The sequence below is a fragment of the Pseudomonas parakoreensis genome (genome assembly GCF_021602155.1).
Taxonomy (GTDB): domain Bacteria; phylum Pseudomonadota; class Gammaproteobacteria; order Pseudomonadales; family Pseudomonadaceae; genus Aquipseudomonas; species Aquipseudomonas parakoreensis.
Genome location: NZ_BQHY01000004.1, coordinates 135,979 through 157,494, shown reverse-complemented (window position 1 = coordinate 157,494; position 21,516 = coordinate 135,979). Strand labels below are relative to the sequence as shown.

21 protein-coding genes are annotated in these 21,516 nt (G+C 60.8%); 12 read left to right on the top strand and 9 right to left on the bottom strand.

Going from position 1 to position 21,516, the window contains the following annotated elements; all coding sequences use genetic code 11:
- Nucleotides 1-86: 86 nt before the first annotated feature.
- The gene (locus tag L6D63_RS07535; protein WP_131671326.1) at nt 87-1,055 is read right to left on the bottom strand and encodes a 2-hydroxyacid dehydrogenase; all 969 of its coding nucleotides are present in this window, start codon (nt 1,053-1,055) and stop codon (nt 87-89) included.
- Between the two features lie 194 nt (nt 1,056-1,249).
- The gene (locus L6D63_RS07530; RefSeq protein ID WP_131671327.1) at nt 1,250-1,633 is read right to left on the bottom strand and encodes a tautomerase family protein; all 384 of its coding nucleotides are present in this window, start codon (nt 1,631-1,633) and stop codon (nt 1,250-1,252) included.
- Between the two features lie 229 nt (nt 1,634-1,862).
- On the opposite strand from L6D63_RS07530, the gene L6D63_RS07525 reads away from it, so the two are divergent.
- The 4 genes from L6D63_RS07525 (at nt 1,863) to L6D63_RS07510 (ending at nt 5,611) form a co-directional block, all read left to right on the top strand.
- Nucleotides 1,863-2,057, top strand: coding sequence for a hypothetical protein (locus L6D63_RS07525; RefSeq protein ID WP_047293637.1), 195 nt, complete (start codon nt 1,863-1,865; stop codon nt 2,055-2,057).
- 50 nt (nt 2,058-2,107) lie between these two features.
- A complete protein-coding gene (locus tag L6D63_RS07520; RefSeq protein WP_186448472.1) occupies nt 2,108-2,278 on the top strand; it encodes a hypothetical protein in 171 nt (56 codons plus the stop codon).
- Between the two features lie 251 nt (nt 2,279-2,529).
- A complete protein-coding gene (locus L6D63_RS07515) occupies nt 2,530-3,810 on the top strand; it encodes an HAAAP family serine/threonine permease (RefSeq protein ID WP_047293638.1) in 1,281 nt (426 codons plus the stop codon).
- Between the two features lie 148 nt (nt 3,811-3,958).
- Nucleotides 3,959-5,611 carry a SulP family inorganic anion transporter gene (locus L6D63_RS07510; RefSeq protein WP_131671328.1) on the top strand — a complete coding sequence of 551 codons (1,653 nt, stop codon included), beginning with the start codon at nt 3,959-3,961 and terminating at the stop codon, nt 5,609-5,611.
- Between the two features lie 160 nt (nt 5,612-5,771).
- Here the strand turns inward: L6D63_RS07510 and acnB are convergent, their stop codons facing one another.
- Nucleotides 5,772-8,381: a bifunctional aconitate hydratase 2/2-methylisocitrate dehydratase gene (acnB, locus tag L6D63_RS07505; protein WP_047293641.1), complete on the bottom strand. Its 2,610-nt coding sequence runs from the start codon at nt 8,379-8,381 to the stop codon at nt 5,772-5,774.
- Between the two features lie 467 nt (nt 8,382-8,848).
- On the opposite strand from acnB, the gene L6D63_RS07500 reads away from it, so the two are divergent.
- The gene (locus tag L6D63_RS07500; protein WP_041067373.1) at nt 8,849-9,319 is read left to right on the top strand and encodes a DUF1289 domain-containing protein; all 471 of its coding nucleotides are present in this window, start codon (nt 8,849-8,851) and stop codon (nt 9,317-9,319) included.
- A 208-nt stretch (nt 9,320-9,527) separates the two neighbouring features.
- Here L6D63_RS07500 and L6D63_RS07495 read toward each other — a convergent pair whose 3' ends face one another.
- On the bottom strand, nt 9,528-10,391 hold the full coding sequence (locus L6D63_RS07495) for a universal stress protein (RefSeq protein WP_041067371.1): 864 nt from the start codon (nt 10,389-10,391) through the stop codon (nt 9,528-9,530).
- A gap of 159 nt (nt 10,392-10,550) precedes the next feature.
- Here L6D63_RS07495 and L6D63_RS07490 point away from each other — a divergent pair, with 159 nt between their 5' ends.
- From L6D63_RS07490 to L6D63_RS07480, 3 genes are all read left to right on the top strand, one after another.
- The gene (locus tag L6D63_RS07490) at nt 10,551-11,159 is read left to right on the top strand and encodes a MiaE family protein (protein WP_047293644.1); all 609 of its coding nucleotides are present in this window, start codon (nt 10,551-10,553) and stop codon (nt 11,157-11,159) included.
- Between the two features lie 218 nt (nt 11,160-11,377).
- On the top strand, nt 11,378-12,085 hold the full coding sequence (locus tag L6D63_RS07485; protein WP_047293823.1) for a response regulator: 708 nt from the start codon (nt 11,378-11,380) through the stop codon (nt 12,083-12,085).
- Complete coding sequence (locus L6D63_RS07480; protein ID WP_047293646.1) at nt 12,086-13,372, top strand: ATP-binding protein; 1,287 nt, start codon at nt 12,086-12,088, stop codon at nt 13,370-13,372.
- Between the two features lie 124 nt (nt 13,373-13,496).
- On the opposite strand, the gene L6D63_RS07475 is transcribed toward L6D63_RS07480, so the two are convergent.
- Nucleotides 13,497-13,985, bottom strand: a complete 489-nt coding sequence (locus L6D63_RS07475) for a GFA family protein (protein ID WP_047293648.1) — start codon at nt 13,983-13,985, stop codon at nt 13,497-13,499.
- A 232-nt stretch (nt 13,986-14,217) separates the two neighbouring features.
- Here L6D63_RS07475 and L6D63_RS07470 point away from each other — a divergent pair, with 232 nt between their 5' ends.
- From L6D63_RS07470 to L6D63_RS07460, 3 genes are all read left to right on the top strand, one after another.
- Nucleotides 14,218-15,102 (top strand): LysR substrate-binding domain-containing protein, encoded by an 885-nt coding sequence (locus L6D63_RS07470; protein ID WP_131671329.1) that lies wholly within the window; start codon nt 14,218-14,220, stop codon nt 15,100-15,102.
- 98 nt (nt 15,103-15,200) lie between these two features.
- On the top strand, nt 15,201-16,322 hold the full coding sequence (gene aguA, locus L6D63_RS07465; protein ID WP_131671330.1) for an agmatine deiminase: 1,122 nt from the start codon (nt 15,201-15,203) through the stop codon (nt 16,320-16,322).
- A 2-nt stretch (nt 16,323-16,324) separates the two neighbouring features.
- Complete coding sequence (locus L6D63_RS07460) at nt 16,325-17,422, top strand: extracellular solute-binding protein (RefSeq protein ID WP_131671381.1); 1,098 nt, start codon at nt 16,325-16,327, stop codon at nt 17,420-17,422.
- 95 nt (nt 17,423-17,517) lie between these two features.
- Here L6D63_RS07460 and L6D63_RS07455 read toward each other — a convergent pair whose 3' ends face one another.
- From L6D63_RS07455 to L6D63_RS07445, 3 genes are read right to left on the bottom strand one after another with little or no spacing between them, the layout of a single operon-like run.
- Nucleotides 17,518-18,138, bottom strand: a complete 621-nt coding sequence (locus L6D63_RS07455; protein WP_131671331.1) for a DNA-3-methyladenine glycosylase family protein — start codon at nt 18,136-18,138, stop codon at nt 17,518-17,520.
- 1 nt (nt 18,139) lies between these two features.
- A complete protein-coding gene (locus L6D63_RS07450; RefSeq protein WP_131671332.1) occupies nt 18,140-18,937 on the bottom strand; it encodes an isocitrate lyase/PEP mutase family protein in 798 nt (265 codons plus the stop codon).
- A 31-nt stretch (nt 18,938-18,968) separates the two neighbouring features.
- Nucleotides 18,969-20,051, bottom strand: coding sequence for a bifunctional transcriptional activator/DNA repair enzyme AdaA (locus tag L6D63_RS07445; RefSeq protein ID WP_131671333.1), 1,083 nt, complete (start codon nt 20,049-20,051; stop codon nt 18,969-18,971).
- A 184-nt stretch (nt 20,052-20,235) separates the two neighbouring features.
- Between L6D63_RS07445 and L6D63_RS07440 the strand changes: the two genes are divergently transcribed.
- Entirely contained in the window at nt 20,236-20,649 is a 414-nt protein-coding gene (locus tag L6D63_RS07440) for a VOC family protein (RefSeq protein WP_131671334.1), read from the top strand.
- Here L6D63_RS07440 and L6D63_RS07435 read toward each other — a convergent pair.
- Entirely contained in the window at nt 20,646-21,266 is a 621-nt protein-coding gene (locus L6D63_RS07435; protein ID WP_131671335.1) for a LysE family translocator, read from the bottom strand. The genes L6D63_RS07440 and L6D63_RS07435 overlap by 4 nt on opposite strands.
- Between the last annotated feature and the right edge of the window lie 250 nt (nt 21,267-21,516).

The following is a 21,516-nucleotide window of genomic DNA, read 5'->3' as shown; positions in this document are numbered from 1 at the left end:
AGCGCGCAGCGGTCTTATAGGTTAGCGTGTTGCAGGATAATCAGCGTTTCGAATAGGCACCGGCAGCAGGGTGCTGCCGGCGCTTGTTAATGCACGCGCTGGTTGGTGAGTCTCGGTGGCAGGATGACTGGCGTGAGCACTGGTTGCCCCGAAAAGAATGCCATCAGGTTTTTCCCCACCAGTTCCACCGTACCTTGTGTGGCTTCCGGCGACAGACCGGCGACATGCGGCGTGAGAATCACATTGTTCAGGGTTTTCAGCGCATCCGGCACCTGCGGTTCGTGATCGAACACGTCCAGCGCAGCCCCGGCAATCCGTCGTTGCTCAAGCGCGCTGATCAGCTCTGCGGTGGCGATCACACTGGCCCGGGCGATGTTGACGATGAAACCGGTCGGGCCCAGAGCATCAAGTACCGGGCGCGTCACCAGATGCTGGGTGCCAATCCCGCCCGGCGTGGCGACGATCAGAAAATCCGAGGCCCGTGCCAGTTCGGTCGGCGTGGAGCAGAACGCATAGGGCACATCACTGCGCAGCTGCCGGTTGTGGTAACTGATCTGCATGTCGAAACCAAGGTGAGCACGCTTGGCAATCGCCATGCCCACCGCCCCCAGGCCGAGAATCCCCAGGCGTTTATTGGCCAGCGACGGGCGCATGATCTTCGGCCATTCACCCCGGCGCACCGCCGCGTCGCAGCGCGGAATGTCGCGTACCAGTGCCAGCAGCATGGCCAGGGCATGGTCGGCCACCGACGAGGCGTTGACCCCGGCGCCGTTGGTCACGGTAATCCCGCGATCGCTGGCGGCCTGCAGGTCGACGTGTTCGTAACCGGCACCGATCACGGTGATGATCTTCAGCGCCGGCAGGGCGGCGATTTCCTCGGCGGTCAGGCCCAGCGGGCCACGAGTCAGTACCGCGTCGATCCGTGCCCCGTGGGTGGCGATGGCTTGCGCGCGTTCGGCAGGGGTTGGTGCGAGGATCAGATGAAAGCCCTGATGCTCGAGAATCGGCAGATAGTCATTGATGGTTTCAACCAGTACCAGAACGGTGGCGGGCATTGCGCGGCTCCTGTGATCAATGGCGGTTCGGTCGCGAAGTCGTGTCAGGGTGCTGATTCCAGAGCTGTTTGGCAATGATGGCCGCAGCCCCGCTTCAGCCAGTGTAGGAGCTGACACGGGGAGCGCGCGGGCGCTTCGTCAGAAGCTCGCCCCGGTATTGTTGATCGGCTGCACGAAGACGCCAGCGAGTCCAGTCAACTGGCGTATTGGGCGATGCCGTTGCCGAACGACCAGTTCTCCTTTTTGACTTCCACCAGATTGATGAACACGTCTTCCAGGCGAATGCCCAGTTGACTGTTCAGGCTGTGCGCGATGGTCTGGTACAGGGCTTTTTTCTGCTCCAGCGTCCGGCCTTCATTGAGGGTGATCTGGATGATCACCAATCCATCGCTGCGCTGGATGCCCAGGTACTGCGGGTCGAAGATGAAATGCTCGCCGTCGTGTTCGTTGAGGATCTGGAAGTTGTCGTGCTCCGGTACGTTGATGGTGCTGCGTATGGCGGCGTAGATCTGCTCGCCGATGCGTTTGGCGAAGGTGGGATCAGAGTGTTTTTTGATTTCGACGCGGACGAGGGGCATGGGCAAAGACTCCGTGGGGGCAAGGAACTCCTCTCACGCTAGAACATGTCGGCCAGATTGAAAGTGTGAGGTGATGAGCTCGCCGCTGTTTTTGTACGAGGCTACCTACGTTTTTCGCGGATTTTGCCTACGAATTTGGCAGATGCGTCTGCTACCCGAATGATGATGAACAAGCAATCATGAGGCACAAAGCAGCTCGGGCAGTGACTGCAATAGCTAAGGAAGGCGAATGCTCAAGAACGATCTTGAAAATCTGGAACTCGACAGGCTGGAGAATGAGTCAAGAAAGCTTGTAGCCGAGAGAAAAAAGCTAACGGCGGAGGAGAAAAAGCTTAATAGAGAGAAAGATTTGTATCCGCTCGCAGTATTGGCTGGGGTGGTGACAGCAATCACCGCAGTAGCAGGCGTTTTCTTCAAGTTCTGATGTTCGCGTTCCACAACTGTCAGACCATGACCCCAAAAAGGAAAATTCACATGAGTACCTATGATCGCAAAGCCAGAATGGAAGAGCTGGAACGTGAGCACGATGAATGGGAAGAAAGAATGCGCATCAAAAACAAGGGCGATATGTACCCAATCTGGGGAATGCTGGCGTTCGGCCTGTTTTGCATGTCACTCGGATTTCTCCTCGCTCGATCAATCTGATCGTCTTGCCGGTGGAGTTGTCGCTGGAACTTGTCGAAAAACGACATTTCACTTATCCGAAGCCGACAGCTATTTTCCCGAAAACGACAACCCGCTGATCTGCTCCGTACAACCATTCCTCAGCTAAGTCTTTGCTTCTGCTCATTTATCACGGAGAATCGCGCCCCTGTTTCGGCCGGAGCATGTCTGTCGGTTTTTTCCGACGCGTCCCGACCGAGTGGCAAGTGACCGGAATGCGGAGATCCGACCGGATGAATGATCAGGCCAATAGCGTCGACGAACGCTATGAAGCGGCAGCACCAGCTGAACTGTCGAGCTGGAATCGCCATGACACCACGTGGATGTTGGGACTGTTCGGGACGGCCATTGGCGCCGGTACCCTGTTTTTGCCGATCAACGCCGGTCTGGGTGGCTTCTGGCCGCTGGTGATCCTCGCGCTGCTGGCCTTCCCGATGACGTTCTTTGCCCACCGAGGCCTGACCCGCTTCGTCCTCTCCGGTCGCGAAGGCGCCGACATTACTGATGTGGTCGAGCAGCATTTCGGCATCAAGGCCGGTGCGCTGATCACCCTGTTGTACTTCTTCGCCATCTTCCCGATCCTGCTGATCTACAGCGTCGGCCTGACCAACACGGTCGCCAGTTTCCTCGAACACCAACTGCACATCACGCCGCCACCGCGCGCGCTGCTGTCATTCGTGTTGATCCTCGGCCTGCTGGCCGTAGTGCGTTGCGGCGAGCAGGCCATCGTCAAGGCGATGAGCCTGATGGTGTATCCGTTCATCGTTGCGCTGCTGTTCCTCGCGGTGTACCTGATTCCGCACTGGAACGGCGGCATTCTTTCCACCGCCTCGCAAGTGCCGGCACCGTCGGCGTTGCTGCACACCCTGTGGCTGGCGATCCCGGTCATGGTGTTTTCGTTCAACCACTCGCCGATCATCTCGGCGTTTGCGGTGGATCAGAAGCGTCGCTACGGTGTCAACGCCGACCAGCGCAGCTCGCAGATCCTCTGCCGCGCCCACCTGTTGATGGTGGTGATGGTGCTGTTCTTCGTCTTCAGTTGCGTGCTGACCCTGTCGCCGGAACAACTGGCCGAAGCCAAGGCGCAGAATCTGTCGATCCTGTCGTACCTGGCCAACCACTTCAGCAACCCGACCATTGCATTCGCGGCGCCGCTGATTGCGTTTGTGGCGATTTCCAAGTCGTTTCTCGGTCACTACATCGGCGCCAGCGAAGGCCTCAAGGGCCTGATCGTCAAGAGCGGCAAGCGTCCGGGCGCCAAGGCGCTGGATCGCATCGTGGCGGCGTTCATGCTGGTGGTGTGCTGGATCGTAGCGACCCTGAACCCGAGCATTCTCGGGATGATCGAGACCATCGGTGGCCCGGTGATCGCTGCGATTCTGTTCCTGATGCCGATGTACGCGATCCGCAAAGTACCGGCGATGGCGCGCTATCGCGGTCAGGCGTCGAACGTGTTTGTCACCGCCGTAGGTCTGGTGGCGATTTCGGCGTTGATTTATTCGCTGACTGCTTGAAGATCAAGAGATCGCAGCCTGCGGCAGCTCCTACAGGGTTTATGTATACCTGTAGGAGCTGCCGAAGGCTGCGATCTTTCGCTTTTCAGCTACAGTGGCCGCTGTGCGTGATGCGCACAGCGGCTTTTTTTTGTCTGGAGACAGTGGATTGTCGAGTACGGCCCAACCGGTAGAACCCACCAATCGCTGGCGTGACATCCTCGCCGGCCTGTCGATTGCCGGGCTGCTCTTGCCCGAAGCGGTCGCTTATTCGACCATCGCCGCGCTGGCGCCGCAGGCCGGCGTGATTGCCCTGTTTGCCGGATTGCTCTGCTACGGACTGTTTGGCACCAGCCGCTTTGCCATTGTCTCGGCCACGTCTTCGTCAGCGGCGGTGCTGGCGGCGACCACCGCGACCATGGCTAATGGCGATCCGCAGTTACGCGCGACGCTGGCGGTCGGCTTGGTACTGGTCACCGGTGGGCTGTTCTTGCTGGCGGGGATCTTTCGCTTCGGCAGCGTGACTTCGTTTATCGCCAAACCGGTATTGCGCGGTTTCGCCTTCGGCCTGGCGCTGACGATCATCCTCAAACAGGTCGCCAGCGTGGTCGGCGTGCACCTGACCGACGCCAATCTGGTGCGCTTCGCCCCGCAATTGCTCGAACAACTGCCGCAATGGAACTGGCCGGCGGCTGCTGTCGCTGCGGTGGCTCTGCTGTTGTTGAGCCTGTTCTCCCGTTTTCCACGGGTGCCCGGCGGTTTGCTGGTGGTAGTGATCGGTATCGTCGCCGGGCAATGGCTGAACCTGCCGGCCCACGGTGTGAAGTTGATCGGCTTGATCGACCTGAGCCTGGAAGTACCGAATCTGCCGGTGCTGCCGTTTGCCGACTGGCTGCGGCTGGGGGAGGTGGGGTTCGCGCTGGTGATGATTCTGTATGCAGAGTCGTACGGCTCGATCAGTGCGTTCGCCCTCAAACACGGTGATCGTGTGACCTCCAACCGTGATCTGCTGGCGCTGGGGGCCTCGAATCTGTTGTCCGGATTGTTCCATGGCATGCCGGCGGGGGCCGGGTATTCGGCGACGTCGGCGAACGAGGCAGCCGGGGCGACGTCACGCTGGGCCGGTGGCGTGGCGGCGCTGGTGGTGCTGGTGATCGTGCTGACGGTATTGCCGTGGATCGCCCTGACGCCGGAGCCGATTCTGGCGGCCATCGTGATTCATGCGCTGGCGCGTGGCTTGAGTCTGCAGCCGCTGGGGCGCTACTTCGTCTGGCGCCGGGATCGGCTGCTGGTGATGTGCGCGGTGGGGGCGGTGCTGGTGCTGGGCATTCTCGACGGCTTGCTGGTGTCGGTGGCGATCAGCGTGTTGCTGATGCTCAAACAGATGTCGGCGGCGGACATTCAGGTGCTCGGGCGAATCGACGGCGGGCACGATTTTGTCGATTTGCAGCGACATCCAACGGCGACGGTTGAGCCGGGAGTGCTGATTGTGCGGCCCAGTGAGGCATTGTTTTTCGCCAATGTGGAGCGGATTCTCGGTGCGGCGCTGCATTTGATTCGTCATTCGGAGGCGCCGGTACACACGGTGATCCTCAGTCTGGAGGAAACCCCGGACCTGGACGGCACCAGTATCGAGGCGATGCAAGAGTTTTTCCTGCGGGTGCATCAGGAGGGCAAGCGGCTGATTCTGGCGCGGCTCAAGCAGGAAGCGCTGGTCGCGTTGGAGGCGTTGCCCGAGGTAACGGCCAACGCGGTGATACTCAGCGGGCTGAGCGTCGATGGGGCGGTGCAGCAAGCCTTGAAATCTGACGCCTCCCTGTAGGAGCTGCCGGAGGCTGCGATCTTTTGATCTTGCTTTTTAAGATCAAGAGCAAAGATCGCAGCCTTCGGCAGCTCCTACAAGGAATGATGTGGAACAGAGCACGCATAAAAAAACGCCGCACATCTCACGATGGGCGGCGTTTTTTCATTGCGTTGCAGCGTTAGGCTTGAACGACCGGAATCTTGGCGTTCGCAGCCGCTTCACGGAACTCGGCGATCTGGTCGAAGGACAGGTAGCGGTAAACATCGGCCGCCATGCTGTCGATCTTGCCAGCGTATTCCATGTACTCTTCGACGGTCGGCAGGCGACCCAGGATCGAAGCCACGGACGCCAGTTCGGCCGAAGCCAGGTAGACGTTCGCGCCGTCGCCCAGACGGTTCGGGAAGTTACGGGTCGACGTCGAGACCACGGTGCTGTTCGGCTCAACGCGTGCCTGGTTACCCATGCACAGCGAGCAGCCTGGCATTTCCATGCGTGCGCCGGCCTTGCCGTAGATGCCGTAGTAGCCTTCTTCGGTCAGTTGGTGAGCGTCCATCTTGGTCGGCGGCGACAGCCACAGACGGGTTGGCAGCTGACCCTTGACCTGATCCAGCAGTTTACCGGCAGCGCGGAAGTGACCGATGTTGGTCATGCACGAACCGATGAACACTTCGTCGATCTTCTCGCCAGCGACGCTGGACAGCAGACGGGCGTCGTCCGGATCGTTCGGCGCGCACAGTACCGGCTCGTTGATGTCGGCCAGATCGATTTCGATGATTTCGGCGTATTCGGCGTCGGCATCGGCTTCCATCAGTTGCGGGTTGGCGATCCAGGCTTCCATCGCTTGCGCACGACGTTCCAGGGTACGTGCATCGCCGTAGCCTTCGCCGATCATCCAGCGCAGCAGGGTGATGTTGGACTGCAGGTACTCGGTGATCGATTCTTTCGACAGCTTGATGGTGCAACCGGCAGCCGAACGTTCGGCCGAGGCGTCGGACAGTTCGAATGCCTGTTCCAGGGTCAGGCCTTCCAGGCCTTCGATTTCCAGGATGCGGCCGGAGAAGGCGTTTTTCTTGCCTTTCTTCTCGACGGTCAGCAGACCGTTCTGGATGGCGAAGTAAGGAATGGCATGAACCAGGTCACGCAGGGTGATGCCAGGTTTCATTTTGCCTTTGAAGCGCACCAGGATCGATTCCGGCATGTCCAGCGGCATGACGCCGGTGGCAGCGGCGAACGCGACCAGACCGGAACCGGCCGGGAACGAGATGCCCATCGGGAAACGGGTGTGCGAGTCACCACCGGTACCTACGGTGTCCGGCAGCAGCATGCGGTTCAGCCACGAGTGGATGATGCCGTCGCCCGGACGCAGGGAAACGCCGCCGCGGGTCATGATGAAGTCAGGCAGGGTGTGGTGGGTGGTCACGTCGATCGGCTTCGGATACGCCGCGGTGTGGCAGAAGGACTGCATCACCAGGTCAGCGGAGAAGCCCAGGCACGCCAGGTCTTTCAGTTCGTCACGGGTCATTGGACCGGTGGTGTCCTGAGAACCTACGGTGGTCATTTTCGGTTCGCAGTAGGTGCCAGGACGAACGCCTTTGCCTTCTGCCAGACCGCACGCCTTGCCGACCATTTTCTGCGCCAGGGTGAAGCCCTTGGTGCTTTCAGCCGGTGCTTCCGGCTTCTTGAACAGGTCGAACGCAGGCAGACCCAGTTCGGCGCGAGCCTTCTCGGTCAGGCCACGGCCGATGATCAGCGGGATACGACCGCCGGCACGGACTTCGTCCAGCAGCACAGGGGTCTTCATTTCGAAGGTGGTGATGACTTCGTCGGTACCGTGCTTGCAGACTTTGCCGGCGTGCGGGTACAGGTCGATCACGTCGCCCATGTTCATGTTCGACACGTCGAACTCGATCGGCAGTGCGCCGGCATCTTCCATGGTGTTGTAGAAGATCGGAGCGATTTTGCTGCCGAAGCAGAAACCGCCAGCGCGCTTGTTCGGCACGTAAGGGATGTCGTCACCGAAGAACCACAGCACCGAGTTGGTCGCCGATTTACGCGAGGAACCGGTACCGACCACGTCACCGACGTAGGCGATCGGGAAGCCCTGGCCGCGCATTTCTTCGATCTGCTTCATCGGGCCGGTCTTGCCTTGCTCGTCCGGAACGATGCCGTCACGGGCCATTTTCAGCATGGCCAGGGCGTGCAGCGGGATGTCAGGACGCGACCAGGCGTCTGGTGCCGGGGACAGGTCGTCGGTGTTGGTTTCGCCGGTGACTTTGAACACCCGCAGGCTGATCTTGTCGGCCAGCACCGGGCGCTTCTTGAACCACTCGCCGTCAGCCCAGGATTGCAGCACGGCCTTGGCGTGAACGTTGCCGTTCTTGGCTTTTTCAGCCACGTCGTGGAAGGCATCGAACATCAGCAGGGTGTGCTTGAGTTCTTCGGCAGCCACTGGCGCCAGCTCGGCGTTGTCCAGCAGTTCAACCAGAGTCACGATGTTGTAGCCGCCCTGCATGGTGCCGAGCAGTTCTACAGCGCGCTTCTTGTCCAGCAGAGGGGAGGTGACTTCGCCTTTGGCCAGGGCCGACAGGAAACCGGCTTTGACATAAGCGGCTTCGTCCACTCCTGGTGGTACGCGATTGGTGATCAGGTCAACGAGGAAAGCTTCTTCGCCAGCCGGAGGATTCTTCAGCAGCTCGACCAGGCCTGCAGTTTGTTCGGCGTTAAGCGGCTGGGGAACGATACCCAGGGCTGCACGCTCTTCGATATGTTTGCGGTAGGCTTCAAGCACAGTTATTACCCTCATCAGTGGTCCCAAATGGGTGTCCGGGACGCTCATCCCGAAATTGCCGTACTCATGCACCGCACGACGTTGTGAGTCGTTTGGCCAGAATTACCGGCAATTCCTTACAGAAGCTGCTTTCAAAGTTTTACGCCTGCAGAACGGGGAGCTGATGAGGGTTGGCGTTGGGCTTTTCCCCGCTGGAAAAACCCTTCGCCAACACCGCTCTGAAGGAACGACTGTGCTCGTGACGCTTTGAAAACAGCTTCTAACGGACATTGGCGCCTTAAAAGGCTGGCTGATTCTACGGCAAAAAAAATTTAAAGGTAAGTCGCGCTCTATTGGACTTTGGTGGCGTTGTGCACGGGCGCGCCAAACCGCGATCCAGCGCTTGCCCCTGACGTTTGAGGGGTGATCAATGGCCGACAAAGGGCTAACATGCCGACCTGTTCCGCGTTTCAGTGTTTTGCCAATTTATGCCCAATCAGACCATCAAGACCCCCTGCGTCGGCCTCTGCTCCACTGTTTACGGAGATCTGGTGTGCCGTGGCTGCAAGCGTTTCCACCACGAAGTGATCCACTGGAACGGTTACGGCGAGGAGGAAAAGCGTGCGGTGTGGTTGCGTCTGGAGCAATTGCTGTCACAAGTGATGGCGAGCAAGGTCGAGATCTTCGATTCGGCGCGTCTGCGCCAGCAACTGGAACAGCGCAAGATCCGCTTTGTACCGCATCAGTCGGAGTATTGCTGGGCCTATCAGCTGATTGCGCGCGGGGCGCGGGTGATCATTAATCTGGAGGCCTACGGGATGGTGTTGCTGCCGGAGTTCCGCGACTGGAACCTGCCGGAACTGCGCGATGCCATTGATCGGGAATTCTTCCTGTTGTCGGAAGCGCATTATCAGCGCTATATCGCACCGGGCTTTCTCAAGGACGCCTTCGGCGCCTAGCAGCTTCGCGAGCAGGCTCGCTCCCACAATGATCGGAGTGAAATGCAAATATTGTGGGAGCTGGCTTGCCAGCGATGAGGGCGGTGCATCCAATATCAATGTTGACTGACCCACCGCTATCGCTGGCAAGCCAGCTCCCACAGGGATATGCATTCCAACGGTGGGAGCGAGCCTGCTCGCGAAGTCGCCGGTTCAGGCACCGTAATCCTCAGTGTTTCACCGCCAACTCCACCAGATGATCCTCAACCTCCTGCGGCTTGAGCACCAGCACGTCGCTTTCCAGGGCATCCAGCACCACTTCAGCGGTATTGCCGATCAACGCGCCCGACAACCCGCTGCGCGCCACGGTGCCGATCACGGTCACCGCCGCCTGCAGCTTGTGCGCCATGAACGGAATCAACACATCCGCCGGGCCTTCCTCGATATGCAGGTGCTCGTCGTCCACATCGAACTCGGCCTGAAACGCCTTGCACTGCTCGCGGTACCGCGCTTCGATGGTTTCCTTGAGCTGGAAGGTCGGATCCGCGGCCGAGAGCATGGGCGACGGATGCGCCGTGATCACATGCAGATGCGCCTTGGCCAGGCTGGCAATGTCGTAGCCATGATCAATGATCGTGGTGTGCAAATGCCGGTGTTCGCCATCGGCATTGCCCACATCCACAGCCGCAAGAATCACTCGGTCTTTCCAGGAGGTGGATGTTTTCACCAACAGCACCGGAGTCGGGCAGTGGCGCAGCAGTTTCCAGTCGGCCGGGGTCAGCAGGGCCTTTTTCAGCGCGCTGTCGGGATAGTGCTGTTTGATCACCAGCCCGCAACCTTCGGCCTGCTGCACGTCGATGATGGTCTCGTGCAGGCTTTCGTTCCACGCCTGTTCGGTGGTCACGCTGTAGCCATCCGCCAACAGCGCGGCTTTGAGCACGCCAAGCATGCCGGCATGGTCGTGCTTGCGGTCACACACCAGCAGGTGCAGATGGGCCTGGGTCACGCCGGCGATCAACTTGGCGCGCTTGAGCGCCAGGCTTTCCGAATGTTCGGGTTCGATGACCACCAGAATGCTGCGAATGGCTTGCATGAGCGGAGTCTCCAGCAAAGAAAAGGCACGGCGTTGCACAACTATAGTTGCTGCTCATGCGCCTGCGACTTGATGCACATCAACGCCTGCGACTGGTGGTCTGCGGGCAGGCCGGTATAATCGGCGGCCTTTGCTCGTACACCTTTTACCGTGAGCCTCATGATCCTTCCCGAAATCCACGAATTCCTTGGCTGCCGCACGCCCGACGCCTGGGTCCAGGCCGCACTGGCCGATCAGGAAACCCTGCTGATCGACCACAAGAACTGCGAGTTCAAGGCCGCCAGCACCGCGCTGAGCCTGATTGCCAAGTACCATTCCCACGTCGACCTGATCAACATGATGTCGCGTCTGGCCCGGGAAGAACTGGTGCACCACGAACAGGTCATGCGCCTCATGAAACGCCGCAAGATCGAGCTGCGCCAGCTGCACGCCGGGCGCTACGCCTCGGGATTGCGCAAAGTGGTGCGCAGCCACGAACCGGTGAAACTGGTGGATACGCTGGTGGTCGGCGCATTCATCGAAGCGCGCAGTTGCGAGCGTTTCGAAGCGCTGGTGCCGCATCTGGACGAAGAACTCGGCAAGTTTTATTTCGGCCTGCTGAAAAGCGAGGCGCGGCACTTCCAGGGTTATCTGAAACTGGCTTACCAGTACGGCGACGCGAAAGACATCGCTCAGGTGATCGACAAGGTGCGTGCTGCCGAGCAGGAACTGATCGAGTCGCCGGACGACGAGTTCCGCTTTCACAGCGGTGTGCCGGCTGCCGCATAACCTGTAGGAGCTGCCGAAGGCTGCGATCTGTTGATCTTGTTTCAAAAATCAAAAGATCGCAGCCTTCGGCAGCTCCTACTTGTTAAAAACTCTTAAGAGTATGAAATATCACCGAAAACCGGCCCCTGCGGCCGGTTTTTGTTGCCCGAAACAACGCCTTGCGAACGATTGCCGCCATACTGTCGACCATTTCACACATGGGTTGGCAGACGGTCGTTATGGATAACCTGGGTTTTGGCAAAGTCCTGCTGGTCGAAGACGATGAACGTCTGGCCACGCTGATTGCGCACTTTCTCGAGCAGCATGGCTACGAGGTGCGCGCGGTGCATCGCGGCGATCAGGCGGTGGCCGCGTTTCTCGAATTCCAGCCCAAAGTGGTGGTGCTTGATCTGATGCTGCCGGGGCAGAGCGGGCTGCACGTGTGCCGGGAAATCCGCAGCGTGTCGGACACGCCGATTGTCATCCTCACCGCCAAGGAAGACGACCTCGACCACATTCTCGGCCTGGAATCCGGCGCCGACGATTACGTGATCAAGCCGATCAAGCCGCCGGTATTACTCGCCCGGCTACGCGCCTTGCAGCGTCGGCAGATGCCGGAGGTCGGCGTGGTCAGTGCGCTGGAATTCGGCCGCTTGAGCATCGACCGCAGCTGCCGCGAAGTGCGGCTGGCTGGCGAGATCATCGAAATGACCACCATGGAATTCGAGCTGCTGTGGCTGCTGGCCAGCGCCGCCGGCAAAACCCTGTCCCGCGATGACATTCTCAACCGCATGCGCGGTATCGCCTTCGACGGGCTCAATCGCAGCGTCGACGTGTACATCAGCAAGTTGCGCAACAAACTCAAGGACAATCCCCGTGAGCCGGTGTGCATCAAGACCGTGTGGGGCAAGGGTTACCTGTTCAATCCATTCGCGTGGGAGCTGTAGATGCTGCGGTTATTCCTCGGGCTGTTTCTGGTGATGACGGTGGGCCTGGTCCTGGCCCTGCAAACTGTCGAACACACCTTCAACGCGTTGCTCGACAACCAGATGCAGGCCTACAACCGTGAGGCGGTGCGCGGGCAGGCGTGGTCACTGGTCGAGCACATGCGCGATCAGCAAGGCGCGGCCCGAGAACAGCAGCTGGAAGCGTTGCGCCCGCACTACGGCTTGTCGCTGAAGCTGATCGAAGCCGATCAACTGGACCTCAGCACCGAGGAGAAGGCCGAACTGGCGCAAAACCTGTTGGTGATCCGCGACAACTACACCCAGTTCATCAGCAACATCGACGGTGGCGCGCAACTGCTCAGCATCAAGCTGCCGCCCGAGCCGAGCCTGATGCCGTTCTACATCGCGGTGGCTTATGCGATGCTCGCGGTGCTGATCGGCATCGTCCTGTTCTTCTGGGTACGCCCGCACTGGCGCGATCTGGAAAAACTGCGTCTGGCCGCCGAGCGCTTTGGCGATAACGATCTGTCTGTGCGCATTCAACTGTCGAAACGCTCGAACATCCGCGATCTGGCGGAACACTTCAATCTGATGGCGGCGCGCATCGAGAGCCTGATCGCCAATCAGCGCGAGCTGACCAACGCGGTCTCCCACGAATTGCGTACGCCAATTGCACGGCTGTCGTTTGAACTCGACCAACTCAAGCAACAGCCGGATGCCAACCAGAACCGCGAACTGATCGCCGACATGTACGCCGACCTCGGCGAGCTGGAAGAAATGGTCTCCGAACTGCTGACCTACGCCAGCCTCGAACGCGGCGCGACGGTGATCAAACGCGAAAACATTCAAGCGGCCAACTGGCTCGACAGCGTGGTCGGCAGCGTTGCGCTGGAGGCGGAAGCGGCGGGGGTGCAGTTGCTGATTGGTGACTGCCGGCTCGACACCGTGCGCATCGAGCCGCGGTTCATGGCGCGGGCGGTGATCAATCTGCTGCGTAATGCCATTCGTTATGCCGAGCAGCGGGTCGAAGTGACGCTGGTGCGCAGCGGCGATTACTACGAGGTGCGGGTCAACGACGATGGCCCTGGGGTGCCAGTGGAGGGCCGGGAGAAAATTTTCGAACCGTTCTCGCGACTGGATGCCAGCCGCGACCGGCGTACCGGTGGCTTTGGGCTGGGCCTGGCGTTGGTGCGACGGGTGTCGCAGTCCCATGGCGGGCAGGTCGAGGTCGGGGAATCGGTGTGGGGTGGGGCGTCGTTCCGGATGACCTGGGCGCATCTGGACTGATCTGCGTTGTCGGTTCCAGCCCTATCGCTGGCAAGCCAGCTCCCACAGGTTTTGTGTACGCCGAGGAACCTGTGGGAGCTGGCTTGCCAGCGATAGGGCCATCAAAGCCAGCGCAAATCAATGCTCATTTGACCAGCCCCAAGCGCTCATGCCACTGCGCAATCGACTCTTCGGGATACACCGCAAACTGTTTGTCCTTGGGCTTGGCATCCACTTCGACCCAAGGCGCCTTCGACCCCAGCATCAAATGCGTGTGTTGCGGCGGCACCGGCAGCGGCGTATCGATGGCCGAGGCGAACGGGTGAATCAGCTCCGGCCACTCAGGGCTGAACAACCATAAACCGCTGCCGCACTGTGAGCAGAAATGCCGTTCGGCTGTGCTGCGATGGGCACGTTTGTCACCTTCGTCCTTCATCTTCGCGTGGTAGATGCTGATGTGCTTGCGCCCCTGAACCTTGAGGCTGGCCGCGTCGCCACCCAGGTTGATCGCGTAACCGCCACCGCCCTGGGTCTTGCGGCAGATCGAGCAGTAGCAGCGTTGATAGGGATAGGGATGGGCGCTGGTCAGGCTGAAGGTGACGGCGCCGCAGTGGCAGGAGCCTTCGAGGTGCATGAGGGGCCTCCGGTTGGCTGGATGGGTTTGAATGAGCCTAGAAGAATTGTGTGAATGTGCCGACGCCATCGCTGGCAAGCCAGCTCCCACAGTGATTTTTTGGTGTGCGCGACTTTGCCGTTCGACACAAAACCTGTGGGAGCTGGCTTGCCAGCGATGAACGATAACGCGGAGCCACTGGACGCCTGCTCAAGGCCCAGTCAGCATGTCCCCAAAAAAGGCACCCCAACCCATGCGAAGACTCCCCTCACTGGCCGCCCTCAGAACCTTCGAATGCGCCGCCCGCCACGCGCATTTCGGCCGGGCTGCCGCCGAGCTGTGCGTCACCGACAGCGCGGTCAGCCACCAGATCCGTCAGCTCGAAGAGCAGCTCGGCGTCTCGCTGTTCATCCGCGAAGGCCGGCAGATCCGCCCGACCATCGCCGCCGGGCGCCTGATGCAGAGCCTGCAGCAGGCCTTCGAATTGATCGGCGAGGCCTGCGATGAACTGCGCGACCCATCCTCGCTGGCGGTCGTGCGTCTGGCGGTCACAGCCGAGCTGGCGCAGAAGTGGCTGATGAACCGCCTCACCGATTTCTATGCGCGCTATCCGCACATCACCCTGCATCTCTACGAGCAGCCGATCGACGCCAGCGCGCCCGGCGAGGACATTGATCTGGCGATCACCTATGGCACCGGACCTGTCGACAGCAGTTCCTGCTTCGTGCGGCCGTTGCCGGCGCTGCAATTCTTCCCGGTGTGCAGCCCCGGGCTGTTCAACCAGGGCACTTTGAAGTCGCCGAAGGACCTGGTACGCCATTGCCTGCTGCACGACGATCAGGATGGCAAGACCTGGACAACGTGGCTCACCAGCCACGCCGGCGATCTGCGCCCGCAGCGTCAGCTGTATTTCGCCCATGCCGGGTTGGCGCTGGAAGCGGCGGCGCAGGGGCAGGGCGTGGCGATGGGCGACAACCTCACCGCGCAAGAAGACCTGCTGAGCGGGCGACTGGTGCGGCCGTTCAGCGCGAGCATGACCGCGCTCGGCCAATACGCGCTGGTCTGCGAGCGGCTGCGGCTGGAGCGTCCGGCGGTGGCGCAGATGCTCGAATGGTTCAACGATCAGTTGAGCGATTGATGAGTTGAATTCAACGGTTCCGCAATAATCATCGTTGGCGAGCCTGCCGTCCGCGACCTTAGCCTGTGGTCATTCCCCACCCAAGACGAGGTTTGACCATGGCACGTTTGCTCGACTCCACCCCCAAACACGACGGCTTCCGTCTGCCCGGCGAATTCGAAGCCAAATCCGGCTGCTGGCTCGGCTGGCCGGAGCGCACCGATGTGTGGCGCAACGGCGCGAAACCGGCGCAGAAAGTCTGGGTGCAGATCGTCACCGCCATCTCCCACAGCGAACCGGTCACGGTCTGCGCCTCCGCCGCGCAATTTGCCACCGCCCGCCGCCAATTACCGCCGCAAGTGCGCGTGGTCGAGATGACCTGCAACGACACCTGGTTTCGCGACAGCGGCCCGTGCTTTGTGGTCAATGATGAAAGCGGCGAAGTGCGTGGCGTCGACTTCGAGTTCAACGCCTACGGCGGCCTCGACGGTGGCTTGTATTACCCGTGGGACAAGGACGACCAGATCGCCAGCAAGATCCTCGAAATCGAACGCTTCGACCGTTACCGCGCACCGCTGATTGCCGAACTCGGCGGCATCCAGAGTGACGGTCAGGGCAGCATCCTCACCACTGAGCAATGTCTGCTCAACCGCAATCGCAACCAGCATCTGGGCAAGGACGAGGTCACTCGGCGCCTGACTGATTACCTTGGCGCCGAACAGGTGATCTGGCTGCCGCGCGGCTGCAAGTTCGACGAAACCGATGGCCATGTCGATGACCTCGCGTGCTTCGTGCGCCCCGGCGAAGTGGTGTTGCAATGGACTGACAACCGCGATGATCCGCAATGGGAAATCTATCAGGAGGCCTACGACATCCTGCGCAGCACCCGCGACAGTCGAGGTCGCGCGTTGATCGTGCACAAGCTGCCGCAACCGGACGTGCTGGAGTGGACCGCCGAGGAAGCCGAAGGCCTCGATCAGCAGGACAGCACCCACACCCGTCAGGCCGGCACCAGAATCTGCGCGTCGTACATCAACTACTACGCCGGCAACAGTTCGATCGTGGTGCCGCTGTTCGGTGATCGCAACGATCAGGTGGCCATGGCGACCCTCGCCGAACTGTTCCCGCAGCACAAGATTGTCGGCATCGAAAACTCCCGGGAAATCCTTCTCGGCGGCGGCAACGTCGCGTGCATCACCATGCCGCAATACGCTGGCACGCCAAACATCAAGGGGGTGTGATGATGGGCCTGCACAAACTGACTCAAGCGTTATTGCTGGTGCTCGCACCCCTGTGTGTGCAGGCCGCCGACACCGCCAGACCGGTGGTCAATCTGTACATCTGGGGCGAGTACCTGGCCCCGGATACGCTGAAGAATTTTGAAGCGCAGACCGGCATTCAGGTGGTCGCCGATCACTTCGATTCGCTGGAAACCGTGGAAACCAAACTGCTCACCGGGCGCAGCGGTTATGACCTGGTGCTGACCGCCGGCCAGCACCTGTCGCGGGCCATCGAGAGTGGTGCGATCCAGCCGCTGGACAAGGCGCAAGTGCCGCACTTTGCCGGGGTTGGCGAGGAGTTTCGCCAGCACATGGCGGTGTTCGATCCGGGCAACCGCTACGCCGGGATTTACGCCTGGGGCACCACGGGGGTGGGCTATCAGGAACAGGCGATCAAGCAGCGCCTGCCTAATGCGCCGACCGACAGTTGGGCGATGCTGTTTGACCCGGCCGTGGTGGCGAAATTTGCCGATTGCGGGGTAAGTCTGCTCAACGATCCGAACGAAGTGTTCGCGGCGGTCATGAAGTACATGGGCCTGGACATCAACCGGCAGAACCTCGATGACCTGAAACTCGCCGAGCAGCAACTGGCGAAGATCCGCCCGTACATCCGTTACTTCGACAACGACCTGAACATCAGCGACCTGGCCAACGGCAACACCTGCGTGGCGATGTCATGGAACGGCAACGTGGCGATTGCAGCAGGGCAGGCGCAAGCGGCGAACAAGCCGTTCCAGCTCAGTTACCGCATCCCCAAAGAAGGTACGTTGATCTGGTTTGACGCCATGGTCATTCCCAAGGATGCGCCGCATCCGCAGGCCGGGCTGGCGTTGATGGATTATCTGATGACGCCTGAGGTGATTGCGCCGATCACTGATACCATCCACTACGCCAATGCGATCACGGCGGCGGATGCTTTGGTTGACGCGTCGATCCGCAATGATCCGGGGACGTACCCGTCAGCGGCGGTGCGGGCTTCGCTGTACAGCAAGAACGACAATGGCAAGGCGTTCAATCGGGCTTTGATTCGGGCGTTCAGCAAGTTGAAGTCAGGTCTGTGATTTGAGATTGAATCAACTGGTGCCTTCGCGAGCAGGCTCGCTCCCACCTTTGCAACGCATTCCCCTGTAGGAGCTGCCGCAGGTTCGGGCAGCTCCTACAGGGGTTTGGGTACGCGCCACAAATACCAGGCCGCCACCGTCCGATACGGGCTCCACGCCAAGCCGATCTCGATCATTTGCTTGCGCGTCGGCTGCACCTCCAGCCCCTTCAATCGGCGATAGCCCTCGCGCACGCCAAAGTCATCCGCCGGCAAAATATCCATGCGTTCCAGGCTGTAGATCAGCAGCATCTCCACCGTCCAGCGGCCAACCCCGCGCAGGCTGACCAGACGTTCAATCAGCGCCTCATCGTCCATCGCCAGCGCGCTGGGGTAGTTCGGTACCACGCCGTCCAGCGTTGCCTGGGCGATGCCCTGAATCGTTGCAATCTTGCCCGCCGAAAAGCCGCAGCCGCGCAGTTGATCAAAGTCGGTCGCGAGAATCTGTTCAGGCCGGGGAAACGTCTGCCCGGGAAACAACGCCACCAGGCGCCCGACAATCGCGTCCCCGGCCTTGGCGTGCAGTTGCTGATAGGCAATCGCCCGCACCAGCGACTGATACGGATCACGCGTCGGGTGCGGCTGATGCAGGCAGGGGCCGACGGCGGCAATGTGGCGCTGCCAGTCCTCGTCGAGTGCGGCCAGAAACTCACTGGCCGCCTGATAACGATCCGGCATGCTATTTCAGCAGACCGTTGACTTCGCCGTAGGTCAGCGCCTTCAGATCATGGGTATCGAGCTTGCCGCTGGCGAGGAAGCTTCTCACCAGCGCACCCATCGCGCCATAGAGGAATTCGGCGATCCCGGACCCGGCGCTCAAGCGCCGCACGCCCAGGGCTTGCAGCTCGGTCGGCGAGGGCAGGCAGGCGAAGCCGAGCACGTTCACCGGCAGTGACGTGCCCTTGCAGATTGCCTCGATTTCATAAGCGGCGGTCACGCCAGCGGCAAACAGCCCATCAGCCCCAGCCGCCTGATACAACGCCGAACGGCGCAGGGTTTCGGCGACGCGATCCTCAGCCGGTACCAGACCCTTGAGGTAGACGTCCGTGCGGGCGTTGATGAACAGCTTCACATTGCGCTTGCGAGCGGCTTCGCGGGCGACTTCGATCTTGCGTGCCAACAGTTCCGGGGCGCCGCTGCCGTCCTCGATATTGATCCCGACCGCACCGGCAGCGAGCACCGCATCAATGACTTCGGTCACGCGCCCGAGGTCATCGGAATAACCGGCCTCGATGTCCACGCTCAGCGGCACCTGGATCACCCGCGCGATGGATTCCACGGTTGAAATCAACCGTTCAAGGGGCAGGGTGTTGCCGTCTGGGTAGCCATGCGCCCACGCGACTGCCGCGCTGCTGGTCGCGACCGCTTTACCGCCCGCATGCTCGACCAGCCGCGCACCGGTAGCGTCGGCGACGTTGGTCAGGATCAGCAGACCCTCCTGGTGTAACTGGTGGAACCGAGTGTCGAGCGGGTTCATCGAAATCCCTTTTTGTGAGTGGAGCGAAGTGTCAGAAAGCCAGGGGTTGTGTGATCTGCACCGCAGCGTTTTCCAGCCTCAGCAGAAACGCCTTGCGCGGCTGCCCACCCCCATAGCCGGTCAGTGAGCCATCCGCGCCAATCACCCGATGGCACGGCACCACGATCGACAACCGATTGTGCCCGTTGGCCAACCCCACCGCGCGACTGGCGCCGGGTTTGCCCAAACGTGCCGCGATGGCACCGTAGGTGCTGGTGTGGCCGAAGGGAATGTTCAGCAGTTCGTTCCAGACTTGCCGGTCGAACGTGCTGCCGGGCAGGTGCAGTGGCACGCTGAAGGAGCTGCGGGTGCCGGCGAAATATTCCTTCAGTTGTTGTTCGATCTGCTGCAGATGGGCATCGTGCCCCGGTGCGACCACGTAGCCGTGACGGGCCTGCAATTCCTCGACTTCGCGGGTCAGCGCCGGGCGGTCGAGAAACTCCAGCAACACCAGTCCCCGACGTTCGGCCATGGCGATCATCGGCCCCAGTGGTGTGGTCAGGCGGGTGAACAGCAGCGGTTCGCTGTTGGCCGCGCGTCCCGGCGTGATGTGGAAGGATTTCTGGAATGCGTCACGAAAACCGCTGAGTGATTCATAGCCGGAATCAAATGCCGCGTGATCAATCGAGGCGCCCTGGCGAATGCCACCCAGCGCCATGCCGAGCCGGCGCGTGCGCAGCCAGGCATGGAAGGTCATGCCGAAGTGCTGCTTGAACCAGCGCCGCAGCTTCAGCGGTTCGATGCCTTCGGCCAGCAACTGGGCGTCGCTCCAGCGCATTTCGGGGTCGGCATCGACGGCTTTGAGCAGGCGCTGCACCCAATCGGGCGCGATGGCCGCAGCGTCCAGCGGCTTGCAGCGCAGGCAGGCGCGATAACCGGCGCTCAGGCACTCATCGGCATGGGCGAAAAATTCGACGTTTTCCGGCTTCGGCTTGCGCGCCGTGCAACTGGAGCGGCAGAAGATCCCGGTGGTTTTCACGGCCGTGAAGAACACCCCCTCGTAGGCGGTGTCGCGTTCGAGCATGGCGCGAACCATCTCGGCGTGGGGCGGCAGCAGTGCGGTTTGTATGTTCATGGCCTGAGCTTAAATCCAGGATTTCGATGGCTCCACCGAAAAATCGACAGTGAATTTCCAGAACCTCTGAACTACCGTGTAGGAGCTGCCGCAGGCTGCGATCTTTTGATCTTGTTTCTTAAAATCAAAAGCAAAAGATCGCAGCCTGCGGCAGCTCCTACAGAGTGGGTGAGGTGTCGAGTTTATGCATCCGTTTTCGATTCAACATATTGATCACATCGTCCTGCGCGTCGCCGATCTGCAGCGCAGTATCGATTTTTACCGCCAGGTCTTCGGTGCCGAGGTGGTCAGGCACAACGAACCATTGGGTCTGGTGCACCTGAGCGCCGGGACTTCGATGATCGATCTCGTCGACTTGCAAGGCGAGCTGGGCAGGAAGGGCGGCGGTGCCGCTGGGACCGAGCGGCGCAACGTCGATCACTTCTGCCTGCGCATCGAACCGTTCGACGAGGCGGCGCTGGTCAGCCACTTGCAATCCTGCGGCCTGACCGTGGAAAAAGCCGCCCGACGCTTCGGCGCCGAGGGCTACGGCCTGTCGTTGTATTGCTTCGACCCGGACGGCAATCAGGTCGAACTCAAAGGCCCGTCCGAGGCTTAAGCGCGCTTGGCGAACAACAGCACTGAAGCGGCCGCCGACAGCAGCCCTGCGCAGCAACTGTTGAAGACCCGTTTGCCGCGCGGCTCGGCGAACCAGCGACGCATGTGCAGACCCATCCACGCATAGGCACCGATCGCGATCCATTCCAGCAGCAGGAACAGTGCACCGAGCACGGCGAATTGCGCCGGCACCGGGCGGCTCGGGTCGACGAATTGCGGCAGGAACGCGGTGAACAGCAAAATCGCTTTCGGATTGCCCGCCGCCACCAGAAACTCCTGACGCGCCAGGCGCCAGAATCCCACCGACGCTCCCGCCATTTGCTGCTCGGCCTCGGGATTGGCGCGCCACAGTTGCCAGGCCAGGTACAGCAGATACGCCGCGCCGATGACCTTGATCGCATGGAACAGCCATTCCGAGGTCTGCAGCACCACTGACAGTCCGGCGCCGGCGAGGGCGATCATCCCGGCGAACGCGATAATCCGCCCGATACCGGCGGCGCAGGCCCGGCGATAGCCATAGCGGGTGGCATTGCTGACCGACAGCAAATTGTTCGGGCCGGGGGCCATGTTCAAGGCAAAGCAGGCCGGCAGAAACAGCGTAAGCGTGGCGAGATCCATGGATGTGGGCTCCAGAAGCGATGCCGCTTTTTTATCACAGGCGGCGGCCGCGTTGACCCATACAGTCGCGCGGCGCTGTCGCGGTACAGCCTTGGCAGTTCCTTCAATCCAGTCGAACTTTTCCGATTGGCCGGAACTCTCAAAAGTCTGAAGGCGCTGGTTTCGTCAGAAAAATCTATGCGCCAAGTCAGAAAAAGGCGTTTGCCGTGTAATATTCGTCCAAAGCTGCAAACACCCTGCCGGCCCCGAA

What these genes read in the sequence shown, in the direction of transcription:
- L6D63_RS07535 (WP_131671326.1), bottom strand. Translation starts at nt 1,055, where the DNA reads ATGCCCGCCACCGTTCTGGTACTGGTTGAAACCATCAATGACTATCTG.
- L6D63_RS07530 (WP_131671327.1), bottom strand. Translation starts at nt 1,633, where the DNA reads ATGCCCCTCGTCCGCGTCGAAATCAAAAAACACTCTGATCCCACCTTC.
- L6D63_RS07525 (WP_047293637.1), top strand. Translation starts at nt 1,863, where the DNA reads ATGCTCAAGAACGATCTTGAAAATCTGGAACTCGACAGGCTGGAGAAT.
- L6D63_RS07520 (WP_186448472.1), top strand. Translation starts at nt 2,108, where the DNA reads ATGAGTACCTATGATCGCAAAGCCAGAATGGAAGAGCTGGAACGTGAG.
- L6D63_RS07515 (WP_047293638.1), top strand. Translation starts at nt 2,530, where the DNA reads ATGAATGATCAGGCCAATAGCGTCGACGAACGCTATGAAGCGGCAGCA.
- L6D63_RS07500 (WP_041067373.1), top strand. Translation starts at nt 8,849, where the DNA reads ATGCCCAATCAGACCATCAAGACCCCCTGCGTCGGCCTCTGCTCCACT.
- L6D63_RS07495 (WP_041067371.1), bottom strand. Translation starts at nt 10,391, where the DNA reads ATGCAAGCCATTCGCAGCATTCTGGTGGTCATCGAACCCGAACATTCG.
- L6D63_RS07490 (WP_047293644.1), top strand. Translation starts at nt 10,551, where the DNA reads ATGATCCTTCCCGAAATCCACGAATTCCTTGGCTGCCGCACGCCCGAC.
- L6D63_RS07485 (WP_047293823.1), top strand. Translation starts at nt 11,378, where the DNA reads ATGGATAACCTGGGTTTTGGCAAAGTCCTGCTGGTCGAAGACGATGAA.
- L6D63_RS07480 (WP_047293646.1), top strand. Translation starts at nt 12,086, where the DNA reads ATGCTGCGGTTATTCCTCGGGCTGTTTCTGGTGATGACGGTGGGCCTG.
- L6D63_RS07475 (WP_047293648.1), bottom strand. Translation starts at nt 13,985, where the DNA reads ATGCACCTCGAAGGCTCCTGCCACTGCGGCGCCGTCACCTTCAGCCTG.
- L6D63_RS07470 (WP_131671329.1), top strand. Translation starts at nt 14,218, where the DNA reads ATGCGAAGACTCCCCTCACTGGCCGCCCTCAGAACCTTCGAATGCGCC.
- aguA (WP_131671330.1), top strand. Translation starts at nt 15,201, where the DNA reads ATGGCACGTTTGCTCGACTCCACCCCCAAACACGACGGCTTCCGTCTG.
- L6D63_RS07460 (WP_131671381.1), top strand. Translation starts at nt 16,325, where the DNA reads ATGGGCCTGCACAAACTGACTCAAGCGTTATTGCTGGTGCTCGCACCC.
- L6D63_RS07455 (WP_131671331.1), bottom strand. Translation starts at nt 18,138, where the DNA reads ATGCCGGATCGTTATCAGGCGGCCAGTGAGTTTCTGGCCGCACTCGAC.
- L6D63_RS07450 (WP_131671332.1), bottom strand. Translation starts at nt 18,937, where the DNA reads ATGAACCCGCTCGACACTCGGTTCCACCAGTTACACCAGGAGGGTCTG.
- L6D63_RS07445 (WP_131671333.1), bottom strand. Translation starts at nt 20,051, where the DNA reads ATGAACATACAAACCGCACTGCTGCCGCCCCACGCCGAGATGGTTCGC.
- L6D63_RS07440 (WP_131671334.1), top strand. Translation starts at nt 20,236, where the DNA reads ATGCATCCGTTTTCGATTCAACATATTGATCACATCGTCCTGCGCGTC.
- L6D63_RS07435 (WP_131671335.1), bottom strand. Translation starts at nt 21,266, where the DNA reads ATGGATCTCGCCACGCTTACGCTGTTTCTGCCGGCCTGCTTTGCCTTG.